Raw genomic sequence first — 19,103 nt, forward strand, 5'->3', positions numbered from 1 at the left:
TTTATAAAAACAGATTGTATTTTCCGACAATAACAGCGCAATATTAACTAAAAAATCAGGCAAGACTTACATTTCTGAGTACGGTTTGACTACGGTACTATCGAAGAAATGTAACAAATCATCGATGAAAAGCATAAAATCACTTCAGATTCTACTTATACGAGAAAAATTAAAAATTAAGAATGAATTCAGTGATATTCGTATCAGACGGAAGCTGTAATTTTTTACGAATTCTATAACGGGTATCTTCCACACCACGAACAGAAATTCCTAAAAGCGGTGCAATTTCTTTTGTATTGAAATTCATTCGCAAATAAGCACACAATCGCATATCGCGTGGAGTCAATTCTGGATAACTCGATTTTAATCGCTGCATAAAATTATCATGCAACTGATTGAAAATTTCTTCAAATTCGTTCCAATGTTTGTCTCCCTGCAATTCGTGATCTATTAATTTATTGATTTTCGTCAGAAGACTAAAGTTTACATTCGGTTCATTTTTCTTGTCAATCTGCGCGATCAATTCTTTTATTGAAAGCAAAATTTCATTTAAATGAATTAAATTGACTGTATTTGAAGCCACTTTAGCATTTTTAAGATTAATTGTCGTTTGAAGATTTTCACGAACAATTGCCATATTTTCTTGTTCTAATGTCAGTTTCTGTTCGTTAAGTTCTGCACGGCTTCGAAGCAATTCTCTTTCCTGATTCTCTATTAATTGAAGACGTTGACGCTCAGCAACAAATTTCTGATATCTAACAATTAAATAAATTACAATACTATAGAGCGCAAAATAAAATAAGTAAGCCCAAAAAGTTCTGTACCAAGGCGGTAAAACTTCAAACTTAAAAACAGCTTCTTCACTAACCACATCGTACATATTTTTTGCGCGTACATGAAAAACATATTCATTTTCTGGCAAGTTGGTATATTCTTTCTCTGTTTGAAGGCTGTAATCTGACCAAGTTGGCTCAAAACCTTCTAGCCAATACTCGTATTTTGTTGCATCTGCATCATCAAAACAAAGCGATGCAAAAGAAAAATGAAGCGCATTATTGGCATAAGATAATACAGTCGAAAACTTATCATTTACTGATCCTGTTTTATTTGGGAGCACATCGTAACGGCTGGAAAACAACAAACTATCTTTCGGAAAAATACATTTTACTTCTGAAATAACTGCTTTGTATTTCGTTTCGTATTTCTTGTTTTTAATTGCACTGTAATGTATCAAACCCTCTTGTGTTCCAAAGAAAACGTCACCACTGTTTGTGGTTTGAATATTTTCGAAACCAGGAACATATATATATCGGAGTTTTCGAAATGGAAGTTCTTCAATCTTAAAACTCCCATTCTTCTGTTTGCTCATTTTTCCGGTATTTTCGCCAGAAACGTACCAAATATTATCCTGATTGTCTGGTTTTAATAATCGAATATGATTTTCTAATCCGAGATATTTCTTGAAAACAGGATCTGGAATCATTTTTTTTGAAGAAACATCTTGCCTGTAAACGCCTTTTGTTGTTCCAAATAATATCTGATCATCTACTTTAAAAGTATTCAAAAACAAACTCGACGGAAATCCACTCTTATCATTATAAAACTGAATATCGGTAACGGAATCAAATGTTGAATTGAATTTAAGTTTATAAATTCCTTTATAACCGTGCGCAATCCAAATGTTTCCTTGTTTATCGGTTTCCATAATTCTACTACTTTCCTCAAAACCTTTTATTCGATGCTGAAAAACCCAAGATCCATTTACTTTTTTCAGCAAATATAATCCTGTGTATCCACCAACTACCAATAAATCTGACCGATTCGGAATTAGAATTCCTTGCCAAGCACCATCTATTTGGGCCAGCGATTTCGCAGAATTTCCATTGATTTCGAATATTCCGTTTTTTTCAAAAGCCAACAAAGAATTACCAAAAACACCAAGATTCCAGACATTTTCAGACATTCCAGAAACATGCTGAAAAGTTACATTTTCTCTTTTTCCGCTTTTATAAGCTTCCCAATTCAGCCAAAACAAACCGTTATCTGTTCCGATATACAATTTATTCTGATAAATCTGACTGCAATAAATTTTGGTTTCAGAATTTGTGCCATCTATGATTTTTGACAAAGGAGACGAAATCTGAATCAGCGAAATTCCACCTTTGAGCGTCACCCATAAATTGCCTTCTTTATCAATTTTAAAATTGGTTACATATTCATTCTGAAGTCCCATTTGCTTATCAATATGTTGAACCAAATGTCCATCACTATCTATAACTATCAATCCTGATTGGCGGGTTCCAATTCCGAAATATCCATCAGAAAGTTCAATTCCTGCTGAAATTTGATTCTGTTTTAGCAAATGATCTACTTCGGTTACAAATGGTTTTATTTGATTTTCATTGAATGTAAAAAGACCATTTTTTTGCGTGAACAACAAAAGTCCTTCTTTCGTTTGGAAAATCTTTCTAACCTGCATTCCAACAAACTTCTCACCATTTTCAACAGAAATTAATGCACCGTCTTTTAGCTTTAATAATCCTTTTCCATTATCCGAGACATAAATTTCTCCTCCAACTTCAAAGAAATCATCAAAAGCAGTTTTAGCGTCTATTACCTTGATTTCTTTGTTTTTATAAATAAAAATCCTTTCATAAGAGAAAAAAATCACTTCGTTATTTCGAATCACCGTATGCAGTACATCACCAAAATTTCGAGCCGATTTTGGAAGCAATTTTACCAAAGAAGTATATTGATATTGTCCATTTGGAAGCTGAATGACAAAGCCAAAATCGCCTTGAGCGCCAACGTACATTTTATCGTTTTTATCTATCGCCATCGAACGCACCATACTTCTGTTTTCCGGCTGTGTGACAATTGCCCAGCGAACACCATCAAATTGCATAATACCAAAATGATTGGCAAAAAACATCATGCCTTTAGAATCCTGCAAAACATCCCAATTTTCTGATGCCGCTTTATATGCTTTCGGACTATAATTGACTATAAAAGGAACTCCAATCTTTTTGATTTGGGAATTGATAATTGGAGAAAATAATAGGAATAGAAGTAAAATTCTAATTTTAAATTTCATCATTCTCTTTGGGTCTGTAGGTTAGTTTTGTGATTTTAAAAATCACAATCTTGAAAAATACTTCTTTGGGAAAAGTCATTTTCTAGATAAAAACATTCTTTTTTTTAAATGTGCCAATAACAATTATTCATTATTATCAAAACAAAAAAGAGAATGTCGAAACTCAAATATATAAAATTTTATTTTAATGCAATAAATTACATTTTAGGAAGAGAATTTGATAATTAGAGAATTGAATACGTTCCGTAAGAACGTTTGATTACGCACATACCATTATTCCGCAAAACAGATGTCCTTACTGGACACTTTGCAAATTCATAAATGTTTTTTTTCTACTGACTAAATATTTCTAACGGAATAATTTATTTGTAAAAATAAATCGAATTAAAAATCTAAATTTTGTTTTCTGATTTTCAGCATTATGTACAGAATTACACCTATTCTGTATTTTCAATTATAATTAGATTTGTACTTTTATATTCTTATCAACTCTAATTTCGAAAATATTAAAACCAAGAATTTTGAAAAAACATCTTTTTATCATAGCCATTCTGACAGCCAATTTTACTGCTTTTTCTCAGAATAAAATCATAACTGTTACCAACAATTTAAAAGTTGACAGAGAGTTTGAAACCATCGAATTAACTAAAAAATCTCTTGGATTACCTGCAAATGTCAAACTCGAAGATTATGCAATAAAAAATGGCAATACCTTTTTAGAAACACAAACCGTAGATAATGATGGAGACGGAAATGCAGATTTGCTTTTATTTCAGCCCAAAATTAAAGCTTCTTCAAAACAGGATTTTGAGGTTTTGATTGGAACAAATCCTTCGGCTTCAAAAGTAATGAGCTGTTATTCTCGATTTGTTCCAGAACGCACCGACGATTATGCATGGGAAAACAATAAAGTAGCGTTTAGAACTTACGGACCTGTAGCGCAAAAAATGGTTGAAGATAATATTCCTGGCGGAACGTTAACCAGCGGAATTGATGCTTGGCTAAAAAGAGTCGATTATCCTATCATTAATAAATGGTACGAAAAAACAACAACCGGAACTGGAACATACCATAAAGATACTGGCGAAGGTCTGGATAATTTTCAAGTTGGAGACAGTCGCGGCGTGGGCGGAATTGCAGTTAATGTTGATGGAAAATATTATTTCTCCAAGAATTTCATTAGCTGGAAAACGATTACAACTGGTCCAATTAGAACAAGTTTTATTTTAACTTATGCCGATTGGGATGCCAAAGGAAATAAAATAACCGAATCGAAATTAATTAGTTTAGATTATGGAAGTCAGCTTTCTCGTTTTGAAATCAATATTACTGGAACAAAAACTATTGCAGCCGGTTTAACGCTTCATGACAAAAAAGGAACAATTGGCACCAATTTAAAAGAAGGCTGGTTAAGTTATTGGGAACCTATTGATGATTCTGAAATTGGTATGGGTTTAGTTGCGCCAAAAGGTTCGTTAATTAGTTTTGATAATCATGTTACTGACGAAAAAGAATTAAGCAACTTATACGGAAATATTTCAGTAAAAAACAACAAAGCTATTTATTATGTTGGTTTTGGATGGAAAAAAGGAAGTCCGTTTCAAACCAAACAAGAATGGGAAAAGTATTTGAGTTCTTTTGCTGAGAAGGTAAATAATCCTTTGATTGTGAAGGTTAAAAAGTGATTTTTTTTGCCGCTAAGGCTCAACGTTTTTTTTAACATAGCCCCTGGTTTTAACCACGGGAACACAATGTATAATATCAATTCGTTTCCCGTGGTTAAAACCACGGGCTATGTTTAAATTGCGTTTTGTCATTTCGAGGAACGAGAAATCGCACTAGAAACTCTACAAAGATTGGCTTTACTAGATGGAATTCTTTGTGTGATTTATTTCATCAGTTCACTAACGTCCGAGTCTCGTTCCTCGAAATCACAAAACTATATTCAAAATTTATTTACATCTGCTTAATCTGCGAAAAAATATATTTATCTTCTAACAGGAAAATAATTTTCCTTCAAAATAATCTCCAACGGAATATAATGTGTCTTTTCTGTTTCTTCCTGTAGAACCAGCTTTTTATACAAATAATTTATTCCCATATAACCTTGATCTTCGGGTCTTTGGTTGATTAAAAAATCTATTACGCCTTTATTTAAATATTCGATGTTTTCTTTTAGTAAATCAAAACCAATAATTCGAACACCTTTTATATTATTTTTTTCTAAAAACTCAGCAACAATATAAGCTCTAGAATTTGGTACAAAAACACTGTTTACGCCAGAAAACATTTCCAAATTCAACTGATCGATTCCTGAATCTTTTAAGGCAAATTCGGAAAACTTGAAATTGGTTAATTCGTCATGATCTTCAAAATATGAATAAAAACCTTTTATGCGTTGCTGATACACAGAAGTGCTTTCGATTTCTCTAGTAATCTTAAAAATTAGAACTTGTCTTTCATTTTTTACAGCAAAACTGATTAATCTTCCAGCTAAATATCCACTCTGAAAAGCATCTTGACCGACATATGCATGTTCGTTTTCTTCAGAAATATTCGAATCGATCATTACAATCGGAATATTTTTCTTTTCATATTCCTTTAAAAACTCAACAGAATCTTTGTAGAAAATCGGTGCAAATAAAAGTCCATCACAATCAAATTCTAGTACTCTCTGAGCAGATTCTTTGAACGATACTAGATTATAATCATAAAAAAAATAATCCAAAACAATTCCGAATTTGCTAAATTCCAAAGCAGCTTTTTCTATTCCATCGACCTGACTTTTCCAATACTCCAAAGTTTCTGATTTTGGAAGGAAAACAGCAAAATGAAACTTTTTGTTTAAAGCCAGATTACTCGCCAAAATATTTCGGGTATATCCAAATTCTTCAATTATTGCATTTACCTTATCAACGGTTTCCTGCGCCACTTGCCCGCGTTTATGTATAATTCTGTCGACAGTTCCGGCAGAAACATTAGCTAGTTCGGCAATTTTTTTTATTGTTATGATATTGATTCTTTTTAAGTTAAAAAAATAAAAGCAGTTCGGTAAAATTAATTTATTTTATCAAAAATAAGTTGTTTTACATCACATTTTGCATACATTTGTAAAATACCGTGTACGCACACGCAAATATACACATAACATCAAAAAACAAAAATAAAACGACTAAAAATGATACTAGATTCATTACATAATGCTCAGAAATACTATGGTTTACATCCAAATTTCAAGAAAGCATTTGATTATGTAAATCAAAATGACATTGCCAATCTTGAAGAAGGTGCTTTTGAAATTGGCGAAGGTTTAAAACTAATTGTAATTGTCGGACAAGGAAATACAAAAGAAGAAGCAGTTAAAGGTTTTGAATGTCATGATAAAAACATAGATATCCAGATTTCGATTAAAGGACCAGAAACTTTTGCATGGAAACCAAGAGAAAAATGTGTGAATCCGAATGGTGAATATAGTGACGAAAGAGATGTTCGATTTTTTCATGATGCACCAGATACCTTTTTTGAAATGCAGGAAAAACAATTTGCAATCTTGTTTCCAGAAGATGTCCATACTGCAATGATTGGTGAAGGAACGTTGAAAAAGATTGTTATTAAAGTAAAAATATAACTTATGAGTACAATTCAGAATTCTATTGACGTCATTATCAAACAAGGAATGCTTCCGTTGTATTTCAATGCCGACGAAAATAAAAGCATTTCTGTTTTAAGAACGTTATATAATATCGGTATTAGAGCAGTTGAATATACAAGCCGTGGCCCAGAAGCGCTTTCAAACTTCAAAAAAATGGTTGAAGTAAGAAATGCTGAAATGCCAGAAATGCTTCTTGGAATTGGTACGATCAAAAATTTAGTGCAAGCAGAAACTTATTATTTAACTGGTGCTGATTTTTTTATAAGTCCAGGATTTGTTCCTGAAGTCGCTTCATTTTTAATTCCTAAAGATGTTCTCTATGCTCCAGGCTGTATGACTCCAACTGAAATTATTGCTGCTGAAAATGCTGGTGTAAAATTCATTAAACTTTTTCCTGGAAATATCTTAGGACCAGATTTTATGAGCGGTATTAAGGACATTTTCCCAGATTTAATTTTCATGTCTACAGGTGGTGTTGACACCACAAGACAAAGTATTGAAACTTGGTTTAATGCTGGAGTTTCTGCGGTTGGAATGGGAAGCAAATTAATCAGTAAAGAAGTAATGCAATTTGATGCTTACGAAACAATCGAAAAAGAAACGAAAAGGGTTTTAGATTTGATTGCAACGATTAGAAGTTAAGAAGTCAAAAAAATAATCAATTATAAAAATTACATGAATTCAATATTCAACTTAGAAGGAAAAATTGCACTGATTACGGGAGGTGCCGGAGTTTTAGGAAGCAATTTTGCAAATGTATTGGCAAAACAAGGCGTTATTGTCGGAATCGTTTCTCAGTCACTTGAAAAAGCTGAAAGCACTGTAAAAGCTATCGAAGCAAATGGCGGAAAAGGTTTTGCGGTTCAGGCCAATGTTTTAAATAAAGAAGAATTAGAAAAAATTAAAGATTTTATCGTTGAAAAATACGGACGTCTTGATATCTTGATTAACGCCGCTGGCGGAAATATGCCAGGTGCAACGATTCAGCCAGATCAAGCGATTTATGATATGAAAAGCGATGATTTGCAAAAGGTTATTGATTTGAATATTATTGGGACAATGCTTCCTTCTCAGGTCTTTGCTGAACTTTTTGCGAAACAGAAATCAGGAAATATTATCAATATTTCTTCTGCATCGGCACAAAGACCTTTAACGAGAGTTGTGGGTTATTCTGCTTCAAAAGCGGCAATCGACAACTTTACACAATGGATGGCTGTTGAATTAGCTCAAAAATACGGCGAAGGAATTCGTGTAAATGCAATTTCTCCAGGCTTTTTCATTGGAGAACAAAATCGCGCTTTACTGCTTACTCCAGAAGGAAAACTAACGCCAAGAGGCGAAAAAATCATCGATCATACCCCAATGGGAAGATTTGGAACTCCTGAAGATATTGACGGTGCGCTTTTATTTTTATGCAGCGACATGTCGAAATTCGTAACAGGAATTACATTAAAAGTAGACGGCGGATTTGCTGCAACGAGTATTTAAAACATCAATCTCTCTCCTGCAAGGTTTTTAAAACCTTGTAGGTTTAAATTGTAGATTATTATAAATTAAAAATACCTACAAGGTTTTAAAAACCTTGTAGGAAATAAAAAATATAAAACATGGAACAAACATTAAGATGGTTCGGACCAAATGATCCTGTTTCTTTACAAGACATCAAACAAACTGGAGCAACTGGAATTGTAACGGCTTTACACCATATTCCGAACGGGCAAGTTTGGAGCATTGATGAAATCATTAAACGAAAAGTTGAAATTGAGCACGAAAACGGAGATCCTAAAAAAGGCGCTTCTGGATTAACTTGGTCGGTTGTAGAAAGTATTCCTGTTCACGAAGACATTAAAAAACAAACTGGAAATTACCTGCAATACATTGAAAATTATAAAGAAAGCATTCGCAATTTAGCTTTATGCGGTATTAAATGTGTTTGTTATAATTTCATGCCTGTTTTAGACTGGTCAAGAACAGATTTGTCTTATACGGTTGAAGACGGTTCAAAAGCTTTGCGTTTTGACATCAACGCTTTTGCTGCTTTTGAATTGCATATTTTAAAAAGACCAGGAGCAGAAAATGAATATTCTGAAGAACAAAAACAAAAAGCAAAAAGCTATTTTGAAGCCATGACTTCAGAAGACAAAGTTAAATTGCAGCAGAACATTTTGGCTGGACTTCCTGGTGCTGAAGAAGCTTATTCTGTTGAAGATTTCTTGGTTACTTTAAGTGCTTATAATCATATTGACAGACAAGCTTTAAAGAATAATCTTTTTCACTTTTTAAAAGAAATTATTCCAGTTGCAGAAAGCAAAGGTGTTGTAATGGCAATTCACCCAGACGATCCTCCTTATCCAATTTTAGGTTTACCGAGAGTCGTAAGTACAGAAGAAGATTTGATCGAATTAATGAACGCTGCTCCTTCTCCATCAAACGGATTTACCATGTGTACAGGTTCTTATGGGGTTCGTGCTGATAATGATTTACCGGGAATTGTAAGACGTCATGGCGATAAAATGAATTTCATTCATTTAAGAAGCACGCAACGCGACGAAGAAGGAAGTTTCTACGAAGCAAATCATCTAGAAGGCGACGTTGACATGTACGAAGTTGTAAAAGCAATTCTGGAAGTTGAAAAAAGAAATAATAGCCAATTACCAATGCGTCCAGATCACGGACATCAAATGTTGGATGATTTAAAGAAAAAAACAAATCCGGGATATTCTGCAATTGGCCGTTTAAGAGGCTTGGCAGAATTGCGAGGACTTGAATTAGGGATCAAACGATCTTTATAATTTGTTTGCTGCGAAGGCACTAAGACGCGAGGTTTTTTTTATGTTTCACGCAGATTTAAAAAAATTTAGGCAGATGAACGCAGATAATTTATACATAATAAAATCTGCTATAATCTGCCAAATCTGTGTAAAAAAAAATCTTTTTAATCCTTTTAATCTGTGGCTAAAAAAACTTAGAGCCTTAGTGCCTTAGCGGCAAAACAAAAAAAAAACTAACTAACCACAAACAACCACAAAACCATGATCCGCCAAACCATTCTTATATCCTGCGGTCTTTTCATGAATACTTTACTGGCGCAGGAATTACCTAAAATCATTACATCAAAAACCAACTATCTTCCTGATTTTAGTTATGCAGGATATCATTTCGGCGAAAGCCAAATTCCTGAAACTAATGGAAAAGTAATTAATGCTACTGATTTTGGTGTAAAAGCAAATGATAATCTAGACGATTCAAAAGCACTCTTAAAAGCTTTTAAAGCGGCAAATGCCGTTGAAGGAAATGTAATTCTGCAATTGCCTGCCGGACGAATTATTCTAAGCGATATTTTGTATATCGAAAGAAGCAATTTTGTACTTCGAGGTGCAGGTTCAAACGAAAACGGAACTGAGATTTACTGCCCAAGACCGATGATGTATCTTAAAGATTCTGAAGTTTTGGCTGAACTTCGCGAATACTTAACCACTTTTGATAAAAGACAACGTGAACCAGAAAATAATATTGATTTACCTTTTTCTCAATACGCTTGGTCCGGAGGATTTATTTGGACACAGGTTCCGGGCGAACGTGTAAAGTCCTATTTGGATAAATACGAACCTGAGTCTAATCCGTTGGCGAAAGTCAATTCGGGGAAAATGGGCGAACATGTTATTACGGTCTCTGACGCAAAAGGTTTAAAAGTTGGTGATGTTGTCGAATTGCAATTGTTTAATAAAGATGGCGAAAACGGCGAAATCATCAAAGATTTATATCAAGGCGCCAAAGTAAAACCTGGTTCGCATCATTGGAAATTTCCAAAACTTCCCATTGTAAGACAGCAGGTTGAAATTGCTAAAATTTCTGGTTCTAAAATCACTTTAAAAACGCCTTTAACTATTTCAATAAAAACAAGTTATCAGGCGCAATTAGTAGAATGGAAACATTTAAATGAAGTTGGAATCGAACATCTTCGTTTTACTTTTCCTGATATTCCGAGAGTCGCACATCACGTAGAACCTGGTAATAACGGGATTTTCTTAACTCGTCTTTTTAATAGTTGGGTTAAAGATATCAAAATCACCAATGCAGACAGCGGTATTTTAGCCGAAGAAGTTTCTAATGTAACCATTCAAGATGTTACAACCGACGGACCGCATTTGGCTCATTATACGGTAACTTTAGGCGGCGTTCATAATGTTTTGGTTAAAGATCTAAAAATCTATAATTCTGCTGTTCATCCTTTAAGTTTCAACACATTTGCAACAAAAAACGTATATCAGAACTGTGAAATTTTTACAGATCCTGTTTTAGATCAGCATTCTGGGGCAAATCATCAAAATCTATTTGACAATATTACGGTTCATTTAAAAGCCGATAAAAACAATAGTTACGCTTTATTTGGCGGCGGTGGAGCCGATTACTGGAAACCTTCACACGGGCCTTTCAGTACGTTTTGGAATCTAAATGTTCAAGTTGAAAATCCAGATCCATCGAAAACTGTTTTATTGTACGGGATGAAAGATGGTGCTTTAGCCAGAATTATTGGTGTTCACGGCAATACGAAATTTGAAATCAAATACGACATTGATCCTTATATTGAATTTTTAAATACGCCAATTGAAAAAATTCCGTCTATTTACGATTATCAATTAAAAAAGAGATTGAAGTAAAGTTCTTTTTTTTAATCTCGCAAAGTCGCTAAAAAGCAAAGCTTTATGAGTTCATTTTTAATAATATTAAGTATAGTTTGTCATTTCGACGAAGGAGAAATCTTCGTAAGTAGCTCCGTATAGAACTTCGTCAATCTTTGTAGAGTTACTCGTGGAGATTTCTCCTTCGTCGAAATGACAAAAATGAGAAAAACCTTGAACCTCTGCTCCTTTGCAACTTTGAACCTAAAAAATTAACCGCTATGAAATACAAAATAGTCTTTCTGGTTTTGCTTTTTATTTCAGGAAACCTGTTTTCCCAAAATAAATACCGCCTTAAAAATTTCTCTACCACCGATGGACTTTCGCAGAGTTCTGTCATTGCCATTCATCAGGATAAATTTGGGCAGATGTGGTTCGGAACACGCGATGGTTTAAACAAATATGATGGAAGCCGATTTACCATTTTCAGAAATGATACTGCTGATAAATATTCGATTAGCAACAATGATATATTAGCAATTGAAGAAGACAATTCAGGAAAAATCTGGGTCGGAACTTACAATGGATTAAATTGTTATGATCCTATTTCAAATCGTTTCACGAGATATCTTCATACCAAAGCCAATCATACCATTAGCAATAATGCCGTTTGGAGCATGAGAGAAATTGGCGGAGAAATGTGGTTTGGAACTTCAAAAGGATTAACGATTTACAATAAAAAAACAGGATTATTTTCTTCTGTTTTCCATTCAGATGATGATGCTTCTACCCTTCCGAGCAATAATATTTTGAGCATTTTAAAAACCAAAAAAGGCGAAATTTGGATTGGAACAACGAAAGGGTTGTGTCAATTGACAAGTAGAAAAAATGGCAAATTAACTTTCAAAAATTATCCTTTAAATTCGACTGATTTGTTAAATGTACAATCGGTAATTGAAGACAAAGATGGCAGTTTATGGATTGGAACAAAAAACAAAGGTCTTCTAAAATTCGATCAAAAAGAAAAAGCTTTTGTTTCGTTTTTACCAACAGAAAAATATCGAGAAATTAATAGCGACATTCGCTCTTTACTAATTGACAATCAAGGTTCTTTATGGATTGGAGCTTATGACGGAATTTATATCTTAGGTCAAGATAAGAGTCTTCAAAAAATCAACAATACCAATAACAGCAACGGAATCGACAAAGTAAAGTCGGTTTTTATGGATAAAAAAGGTTCTATTTGGATTGGCTGTTATTATAAAGGAGTAAATCTTTGGGATGTTTCAAATGTCAATTTCTCTAATTACAATCAGAATTCAAAAAAGATTCCGATGAGTTTTGATGTGGTGAGTTCGATTATTGCAGACAAAAACGGGAACATTTATTTTGGAACTGAAGGTGGCGGAATCACGATTTATAATAAAAATACCGAAACTGTAAGTTACATTAATAGCAAAACTGGACAAACTCATAAAAATGATATCAAAGCCATGTGTTTGGCAGACGATAATATTTTATGGATTGGAACTTTTTCTAAAGGATTATCAGCTTACAATACTATTTCTAAAAAAATTGAAGACAACAGAATCGCAACAGATCTAACCGATTTATTAAAAGAAAGCGGCGTTTATTCGCTTAAAGCTGAAAACAAAATCTTATGGATTGGAACTTTTGGCAAAGGTTTAATTCGTTATAATACATTAGATAAAACCTTTCAAATTATTGGAAATGATACTTCTAAACCCGTTTTTCTAACCAATAACATGGTTCGCAGTATTTTAATCGACAAACAAAATTCAATCTGGCTTGGAACACAAAATGGTTTAAATCGCATTTCGCTTCGAAATTTTGATCCGAAGAAATACCAAATACAGCATTTTTTTTATGATCATTCGGCTTTGTCGGGCGACGATATTTTGACTTTGTTTGAAGATTCTCAAAACAAAATTTGGGTGGGAACAAAAGCCAAAGGTCTTCATGTTTTTGATGGAAAAAAATTCACTAGAATCAATCTTAGAATTGGAAATACGGTCATTACTTCTATTCATTCGATTTTAGAAGATGACGATAAAAACTTATGGATCAGTACCAATCAAGGAATTATAAAGTACAATACAATTAAAAAAGCAATTGTCATTTATGATCAGAAAGATGGTTTGGCGAGTAATGAATTCAACGATAATTCGGCATTAAAATTAGGATCTAATCAGTTTTATTTTGGAAGTCCTTCGGGTGCAACCTTTTTCGATGCCACAAAAATTTCCTTAAATAATTATGCGCCACAGGTTTTAATTACCGATTTGAAAATTAAAAACGAAACGGTAAATGCGCATGACAAAGACGGAATTTTAGACCAAAGCATTGGTTTTACCAAAAACATTACTTTGGATTATGACAAGGCTAATTTTTCTATCAGTTTTGCGATTCCAAATTACATTCGATCCAAAAACAATCAATACAGTTATCGTTTGGTTGGTTTGGAAAACAACTGGACAACAACCAAAAACAGCGAGGCCAATTTTGCGATTCAGAATCCAGGAACTTATACTTTTGAAGTTCGTGGCGCTAACAATGACGGAGTCTGGAATCAAACTCCAACGACTTTAACTGTTATTGTAAATCCAGCACCGTGGCGCAGTATTTGGGCATTTTTATTGTACGGAATCGTAATTGGTTTAGGTTTGTACGGTTTGATTTGGATTATGAAATCGAAAGCCAGACTGAAACAAAAATTGGAACTGGAATATCTAGAAACACAGCGAATTGAAGAAAACAATAAATTAAAGCTGGATTTCTTTACCAATATTTCGCATGAATTTAGAACACCTTTAACTTTGATTTTAGGTCCTTTACAACAAATTCTAGCCGATTATAATGGTACTAATGAAATGTACAAAAAGCTTCTGGTTATTGAAGGAAGTGCAAATCATCTGTTGAGTTTGATTAATCGTTTAATGGATTTTAGAAAACTGGAAAATCATCAAGTTACATTAGAATCTGCAAACGGAAACATTGTAAAATTTACCAAAGAAATCTTTTTATCGTTTATTGAATACGCCAAAGACGGCGGCTACGATTACACGTTTGAAACTGAAAATGAAGAAATTCTAGTGTATTTTGACCGTTACAAACTCGAACGCGTATTTTATAATTTAATTTCGAATGCTTTTAGATATACTCCAAAAGGCGGTTCGATCAAAGTTACAATCAATCACGATCAGCAGAATCTGTTTATTGCGGTCGAAGATTCGGGCGTAGGAATTGCTGAAGAACATATTGATAAGATTTTCGACTTGTTTTTTGAAATTCCAATGCACAATCAAGTTCAGAAAAACTACAATAAAGGAACTGGAATTGGACTTTCGATTGTAAAAAATATTGTCGAATTGCATAAAGGAAAAATCGATGTTATGAACAAAACCACAGGTGGCGTTATTTTTAAAGTGACTTTACCGCTTGGTCGCGAACATCTTTTAGACAGCGAAATTATTTCTGATTTTAAAATCAGTGACGATATTGAACAATATTCGGCTCAATTAGAAACTTCAGAAATTATTGAAAATGAAGATATTGAAGATTTAATTGTAAACGAAGAAAAACAAACAATTTTAATTGTTGAAGATCATAAGGTTTTGAGAAAGTTCATGAAAAATCTTCTCAAAAAAGACTACAACATTATTGAAGCCGAAAATGGTAAAATCGCTTTTGAAAAAGCTTTAAAATTTGTTCCGAATTTGATTATCAGCGATGTCATTATGCCTGAAATGGTTGGAACTGAGCTTTGTTCAAAAATCAAAGAAAACATAAAAACGAGCCACATTCCAGTTATTCTGCTGACTTCTAGGTCTTCATTGGTTTACAAATTTGAAGGATTAGAAAGTGGCGCAGATGATTACATTAGTAAACCTTTCAACTTAATGGAGTTCAGGCTTCGCGTTAAAAATCTTTTGAATACAACAGAACGTTTACGAATCAAATTTTCAAGCGAAGACAGTTTTATTCCGTCAGAAATAACGGTTTCTTCTCTGGATGAAGAATTATTGAAAAAAGCATTCAAAATTGTGGAAGAAAACATTTCAAACGAACAATTTGATATTCCGCTTTTCTGTTCAGAATTGGGTGTCAGCCGAACGATGCTATTTTTAAAAATCAAAGCTTGGACCAATTGTACGCCAAATGAATTCATTCACGAAATCAGATTAAAACGTGCATCTCAATTATTAGAACAAAACAAATTAACCGTTTCAGAAATCAGTTATAAAGTAGGTTTCAACAATCCGAAATACTTTAGCAAATGCTTTCAGAAAAAGTATGGCGAGACTCCATCTCAATACGCCGACAAATTTTACAAATCTTATACGATTAAATTGTAAAATGTGAGATGTAAAATGTGAGATGTGAGATGTGAATTGTTTAAGGTAACCAATCCTTTCACTTTTCACTTTTCACTTTTCGCTTTTCACTTTTCGCTTTTCACTTTTCACAACTCACATTTCGCATCTTATTTAAATAATCCGCGTTTTTAAAGGCTTCAAAAAGGGTATCTGTATTTTTAGATACCCTTTTTTGTATTTCTATTTCTTTTTTGGCTTCTACATTTGCGATATGAAAATCAAAAAAACAAGCTTCCTTTTACTCCAAATTTTGTTTGTCATTATCATAATCGGAATGAGTTTATTGCTTTTCTACTTTATCTAACTTATTAACCTTAAAACCAAAAAATGAATGTTTACAAACCACAAAAACAAATCGTTTAAATGGTGTTTACTGGTATCTTTTTTACTGGTAAATATCGTGATGCACGCACAGGAACGAAAAGTAACTGGAAAAATTACTTCCAGCGAAGATTTGCTCGGGCTTCCTGGTGCCAATGTCTATATTAAAAATTCCTCTGTTGGCGCTTCTGCCGATATGGACGGAAATTATACTGTAATTGTAGGAGAGAAAAATGCTGTTTTAGTTTTTAATTTCGTCGGATTTCAAACTGTTGAAGTTCCGGTTGGAACCAAAAATGTTATCAATGTAAGTTTAAAACCAGATACAAAAGCCCTTGACGAGGTTATTGTTGTTGGTTATGGTACACGTAAAAAGAGTGATATTACAGGATCTGTATCTTCTGTAACAGCAAAAGAGTTGACGGCTTATCCTGTTTTAAATGCAGAACAAGCTTTACAAGGCCGTGCTGCGGGTGTTTCGGTAATGTCTAATAATGGTGGCGAACCTGGAGCTCCAACAAAAATCAGAGTTCGTGGAGGAACTTCAATCAATGCAAGTGGAGACGCTTTAATTGTTGTTGATGGTTTTGCAGGTGTTTCTATGCCAGCACCTCAAGATATTGCCTCTATCGAAGTTTTAAAAGATGCTTCGGCAACAGCAATTTATGGATCTCGAGGATCAAATGGAGTTATCATGGTAACAACCAAAAAAGGAAAAGCAGGAAAACCTGTAATTGAGTTTAGCAACTCGACTTCTATTCAATCTGTAAACAACAAATTGCATTTATTGAACGCTGATCAGTTTGCAGCTTACAGGAAAAGTTTTACTACGCATACGCAAGGTCCTGCAAATACAGATTGGCAAGATGTTATTTATCGCGAAGGAATGATTTCGAACACGCAATTATCTTTCTCAGGCGGATCTGATAATGTGAGATATTATGTTTCGGGAACTTATTTTAACCAAAATGGAGTTGTAATTAATTCTGGAATTGATAAATATACTATTGTGGCTAATCTTGAAGCCGATTTATCTCCTAAATTTAAAGTGGGGTTAAACACGTTTACAAGCAAACAGAACAAAGAAGGAATTGTAAGCCAGACAGGTGCTGGAGGAACGGGTGCTGCGGGTGTAATTGCGTCTGCTTACCGTTTTATGCCAGATAAAGGAATTTACAATGCAGACGGAACTTACACGACTACTGCTCCAATTGGAGACGATATCGACAATCCGTACGCAACTGCAATGGAAAATATTTTAGAAACTGTTTCTATCGTAAACCGAAGCAATTTCTTCGCTCAATATCAAATTACTAAAGATCTTGATTTTAAAACGACTTTAGGTTTAACCGATAATAATTCGCAAACAGGAAGATTTATTCCTTCTACTTTAATTGCTGGAAAAAATATCAAGGGAGAAGCTTCTGTCAATAACACTAGATTTTCTTCTTTCTTGACAGAGAATTATCTGACTTTCAAACGTGAAATTATCGACAAAGGAATACTAACGGTTCTTGGAGGATATTCATACCAAAAAAATAAAAACGAAAATTCGTATGCCGCTTCAAGAGGCTTTTTGACAAATACGAATTCGTATAGAAACTTAGGCGCTGGAACTGTTTTCTTAAAACCTGATTCTGGTTTATCTGAAACAGAATTGATTTCTGCTTTCGGAAGGTTGAATTTTGATTATGCAGACAAATATTTACTAACCTTTACCGCAAGACGAGATGGCTCTTCTAGCTTTAGTAAAAACTACAAGTACGGAACTTTTCCTTCTGGAGCAATTGGATGGAACATTAGTAAAGAAAACTTTCTGAAAGACAATAAAACGGTTTCAAATTTAAAATTAAGAGCAAGTTACGGAGCAACAGGAAACCCTTCAATTGGTGCTTACTCTACTCTTTCTAGATTCTCTGAAATTTATTATGTGAGCGGCGATGTAATTACAAATGCAGTTCAGTTAACTTCTTTGGATAATCCGAACTTGAAATGGGAAACTTCATATCAGCAGGATTACGGAATTGATTTAGGTTTATTTGATAACCGAATCAGCATTACAGCAGATTATTATAAAACAATCACTAAAGATTTGTTATTCAACAGACCGCTTCCAGGAGTTTCAGGAATTGCTTCTCAGCTTCAAAACGTAGGAGAATTAGAAAATAAAGGATGGGAATTAGGAATTAATACCAGAAACTTTATTGGTGCAGATTTTACTTGGTCTACAAATTTTAATATTTCTTCGAATAAAAATAAAGTGTTGAAATTAGCAGACAACAAAGATCTTTTAATCAATTCTGCTCCAGGACACTTCTTAGCAACTGAATCTCAAATTTTAAGAGTTGGACAACCTGTTGGTTCTTTCTTCGGATTTGTTTATGATGGTGTAATTCAACAAGGAGAAGCAGTTCTGCCAGGAAACTTTGAAACTGTTGCAGGTGGTGAAAAATTTAGAGATGTAAATGGCGACGGAAAGTTAGATTCTCAGGATAAAACAATTATCGGAAATCCAAATCCAGATTTCATCTTCGGATTCAACAACGATTTTACATACAAAAATCTTGATTTAAATATCTTCTTTCAAGGCTCGCAAGGAGGTCAAATCTTAAACTATACTTTAATGGAGTTGGCTTCTGGAAACAATAATGCTACAACTGAAGTTTTAGATGCTTGGACACCAACTCATACGGATACAAATGTTCCTGCAAATGCCGCTAGAACAAAAAGAATTACTTCAAGATTTGTTTATGATGGAAGTTATATCCGTTTGAAAAACATTTCTATTGGATATAGTTTAGATGAAAAAGTAGTTTCAAAAATGGGATTAAGCAAAGTTCGTTTTTACATCAGTGCGCAAAACATTTGGACAATTACCAATTATCCAGGAACAGATCCTGAAACAAATTACTTAAACGACTCTAACTCTAGAAGTAATACTTATTTAGGATTGGATTACGGAGGATATCCAAACGTAAGAACGTTTACAGCAGGATTCAATTTAAAATTTTAATCTA

The 19,103-nt window shown here is 33.6% G+C and carries 10 protein-coding genes; 8 read left to right on the forward strand and 2 right to left on the reverse strand.

Going from position 1 to position 19,103, the window contains the following annotated elements; translation table 11 throughout:
* Positions 1-169: 169 nt before the first annotated feature.
* A complete protein-coding gene (locus tag JC605_RS17485; RefSeq protein ID WP_233074150.1) occupies positions 170-3,097 on the reverse strand; it encodes a triple tyrosine motif-containing protein in 2,928 nt (975 codons plus the stop codon).
* A gap of 518 nt (positions 3,098-3,615) precedes the next feature.
* Here JC605_RS17485 and JC605_RS17490 point away from each other — a divergent pair.
* Positions 3,616-4,779, forward strand: a complete 1,164-nt coding sequence (locus JC605_RS17490; RefSeq protein WP_198857435.1) for a DUF4861 family protein — start codon at positions 3,616-3,618, stop codon at positions 4,777-4,779.
* Between the two features lie 302 nt (positions 4,780-5,081).
* Here the strand turns inward: JC605_RS17490 and JC605_RS17495 are convergent, their stop codons facing one another.
* Positions 5,082-6,152, reverse strand: coding sequence for a substrate-binding domain-containing protein (locus JC605_RS17495; RefSeq protein WP_370569063.1), 1,071 nt, complete (start codon positions 6,150-6,152; stop codon positions 5,082-5,084).
* Positions 6,153-6,272: 120 nt separating this feature from the next.
* Between JC605_RS17495 and JC605_RS17500 the strand changes: the two genes are divergently transcribed.
* The 7 genes from JC605_RS17500 (at position 6,273) to JC605_RS17530 (ending at position 19,099) form a co-directional block, all read left to right on the forward strand.
* Positions 6,273-6,722: a YhcH/YjgK/YiaL family protein gene (locus JC605_RS17500; RefSeq protein WP_198857436.1), complete on the forward strand. Its 450-nt coding sequence runs from the start codon at positions 6,273-6,275 to the stop codon at positions 6,720-6,722.
* Between the two features lie 3 nt (positions 6,723-6,725).
* Positions 6,726-7,388: a bifunctional 4-hydroxy-2-oxoglutarate aldolase/2-dehydro-3-deoxy-phosphogluconate aldolase gene (locus JC605_RS17505; protein WP_198857437.1), complete on the forward strand. Its 663-nt coding sequence runs from the start codon at positions 6,726-6,728 to the stop codon at positions 7,386-7,388.
* A 33-nt stretch (positions 7,389-7,421) separates the two neighbouring features.
* Entirely contained in the window at positions 7,422-8,234 is an 813-nt protein-coding gene (locus JC605_RS17510; protein WP_198857438.1) for an SDR family oxidoreductase, read from the forward strand.
* A gap of 119 nt (positions 8,235-8,353) precedes the next feature.
* Positions 8,354-9,538: a mannonate dehydratase gene (uxuA, locus tag JC605_RS17515; protein WP_198857439.1), complete on the forward strand. Its 1,185-nt coding sequence runs from the start codon at positions 8,354-8,356 to the stop codon at positions 9,536-9,538.
* A gap of 240 nt (positions 9,539-9,778) precedes the next feature.
* A complete protein-coding gene (locus tag JC605_RS17520; RefSeq protein ID WP_198857440.1) occupies positions 9,779-11,407 on the forward strand; it encodes a hypothetical protein in 1,629 nt (542 codons plus the stop codon).
* A gap of 242 nt (positions 11,408-11,649) precedes the next feature.
* Positions 11,650-15,744: a two-component regulator propeller domain-containing protein gene (locus JC605_RS17525; protein ID WP_198857441.1), complete on the forward strand. Its 4,095-nt coding sequence runs from the start codon at positions 11,650-11,652 to the stop codon at positions 15,742-15,744.
* Positions 15,745-16,096: 352 nt separating this feature from the next.
* On the forward strand, positions 16,097-19,099 hold the full coding sequence (locus JC605_RS17530; RefSeq protein WP_198857442.1) for a TonB-dependent receptor: 3,003 nt from the start codon (positions 16,097-16,099) through the stop codon (positions 19,097-19,099).
* Positions 19,100-19,103: the final 4 nt, after the last annotated feature.

The organism is Flavobacterium sp. IB48 (assembly GCF_016405855.1).
GTDB lineage: Bacteria > Bacteroidota > Bacteroidia > Flavobacteriales > Flavobacteriaceae > Flavobacterium > Flavobacterium ginsengisoli.

What these genes read in the sequence shown, in the direction of transcription:
- JC605_RS17510 (WP_198857438.1), top strand. Translation starts at nt 7,422, where the DNA reads ATGAATTCAATATTCAACTTAGAAGGAAAAATTGCACTGATTACGGGA.
- JC605_RS17525 (WP_198857441.1), top strand. Translation starts at nt 11,650, where the DNA reads ATGAAATACAAAATAGTCTTTCTGGTTTTGCTTTTTATTTCAGGAAAC.
- JC605_RS17530 (WP_198857442.1), top strand. Translation starts at nt 16,097, where the DNA reads ATGTTTACAAACCACAAAAACAAATCGTTTAAATGGTGTTTACTGGTA.
- JC605_RS17500 (WP_198857436.1), top strand. Translation starts at nt 6,273, where the DNA reads ATGATACTAGATTCATTACATAATGCTCAGAAATACTATGGTTTACAT.
- uxuA (WP_198857439.1), top strand. Translation starts at nt 8,354, where the DNA reads ATGGAACAAACATTAAGATGGTTCGGACCAAATGATCCTGTTTCTTTA.
- JC605_RS17485 (WP_233074150.1), bottom strand. Translation starts at nt 3,097, where the DNA reads ATGATGAAATTTAAAATTAGAATTTTACTTCTATTCCTATTATTTTCT.
- JC605_RS17520 (WP_198857440.1), top strand. Translation starts at nt 9,779, where the DNA reads ATGATCCGCCAAACCATTCTTATATCCTGCGGTCTTTTCATGAATACT.
- JC605_RS17505 (WP_198857437.1), top strand. Translation starts at nt 6,726, where the DNA reads ATGAGTACAATTCAGAATTCTATTGACGTCATTATCAAACAAGGAATG.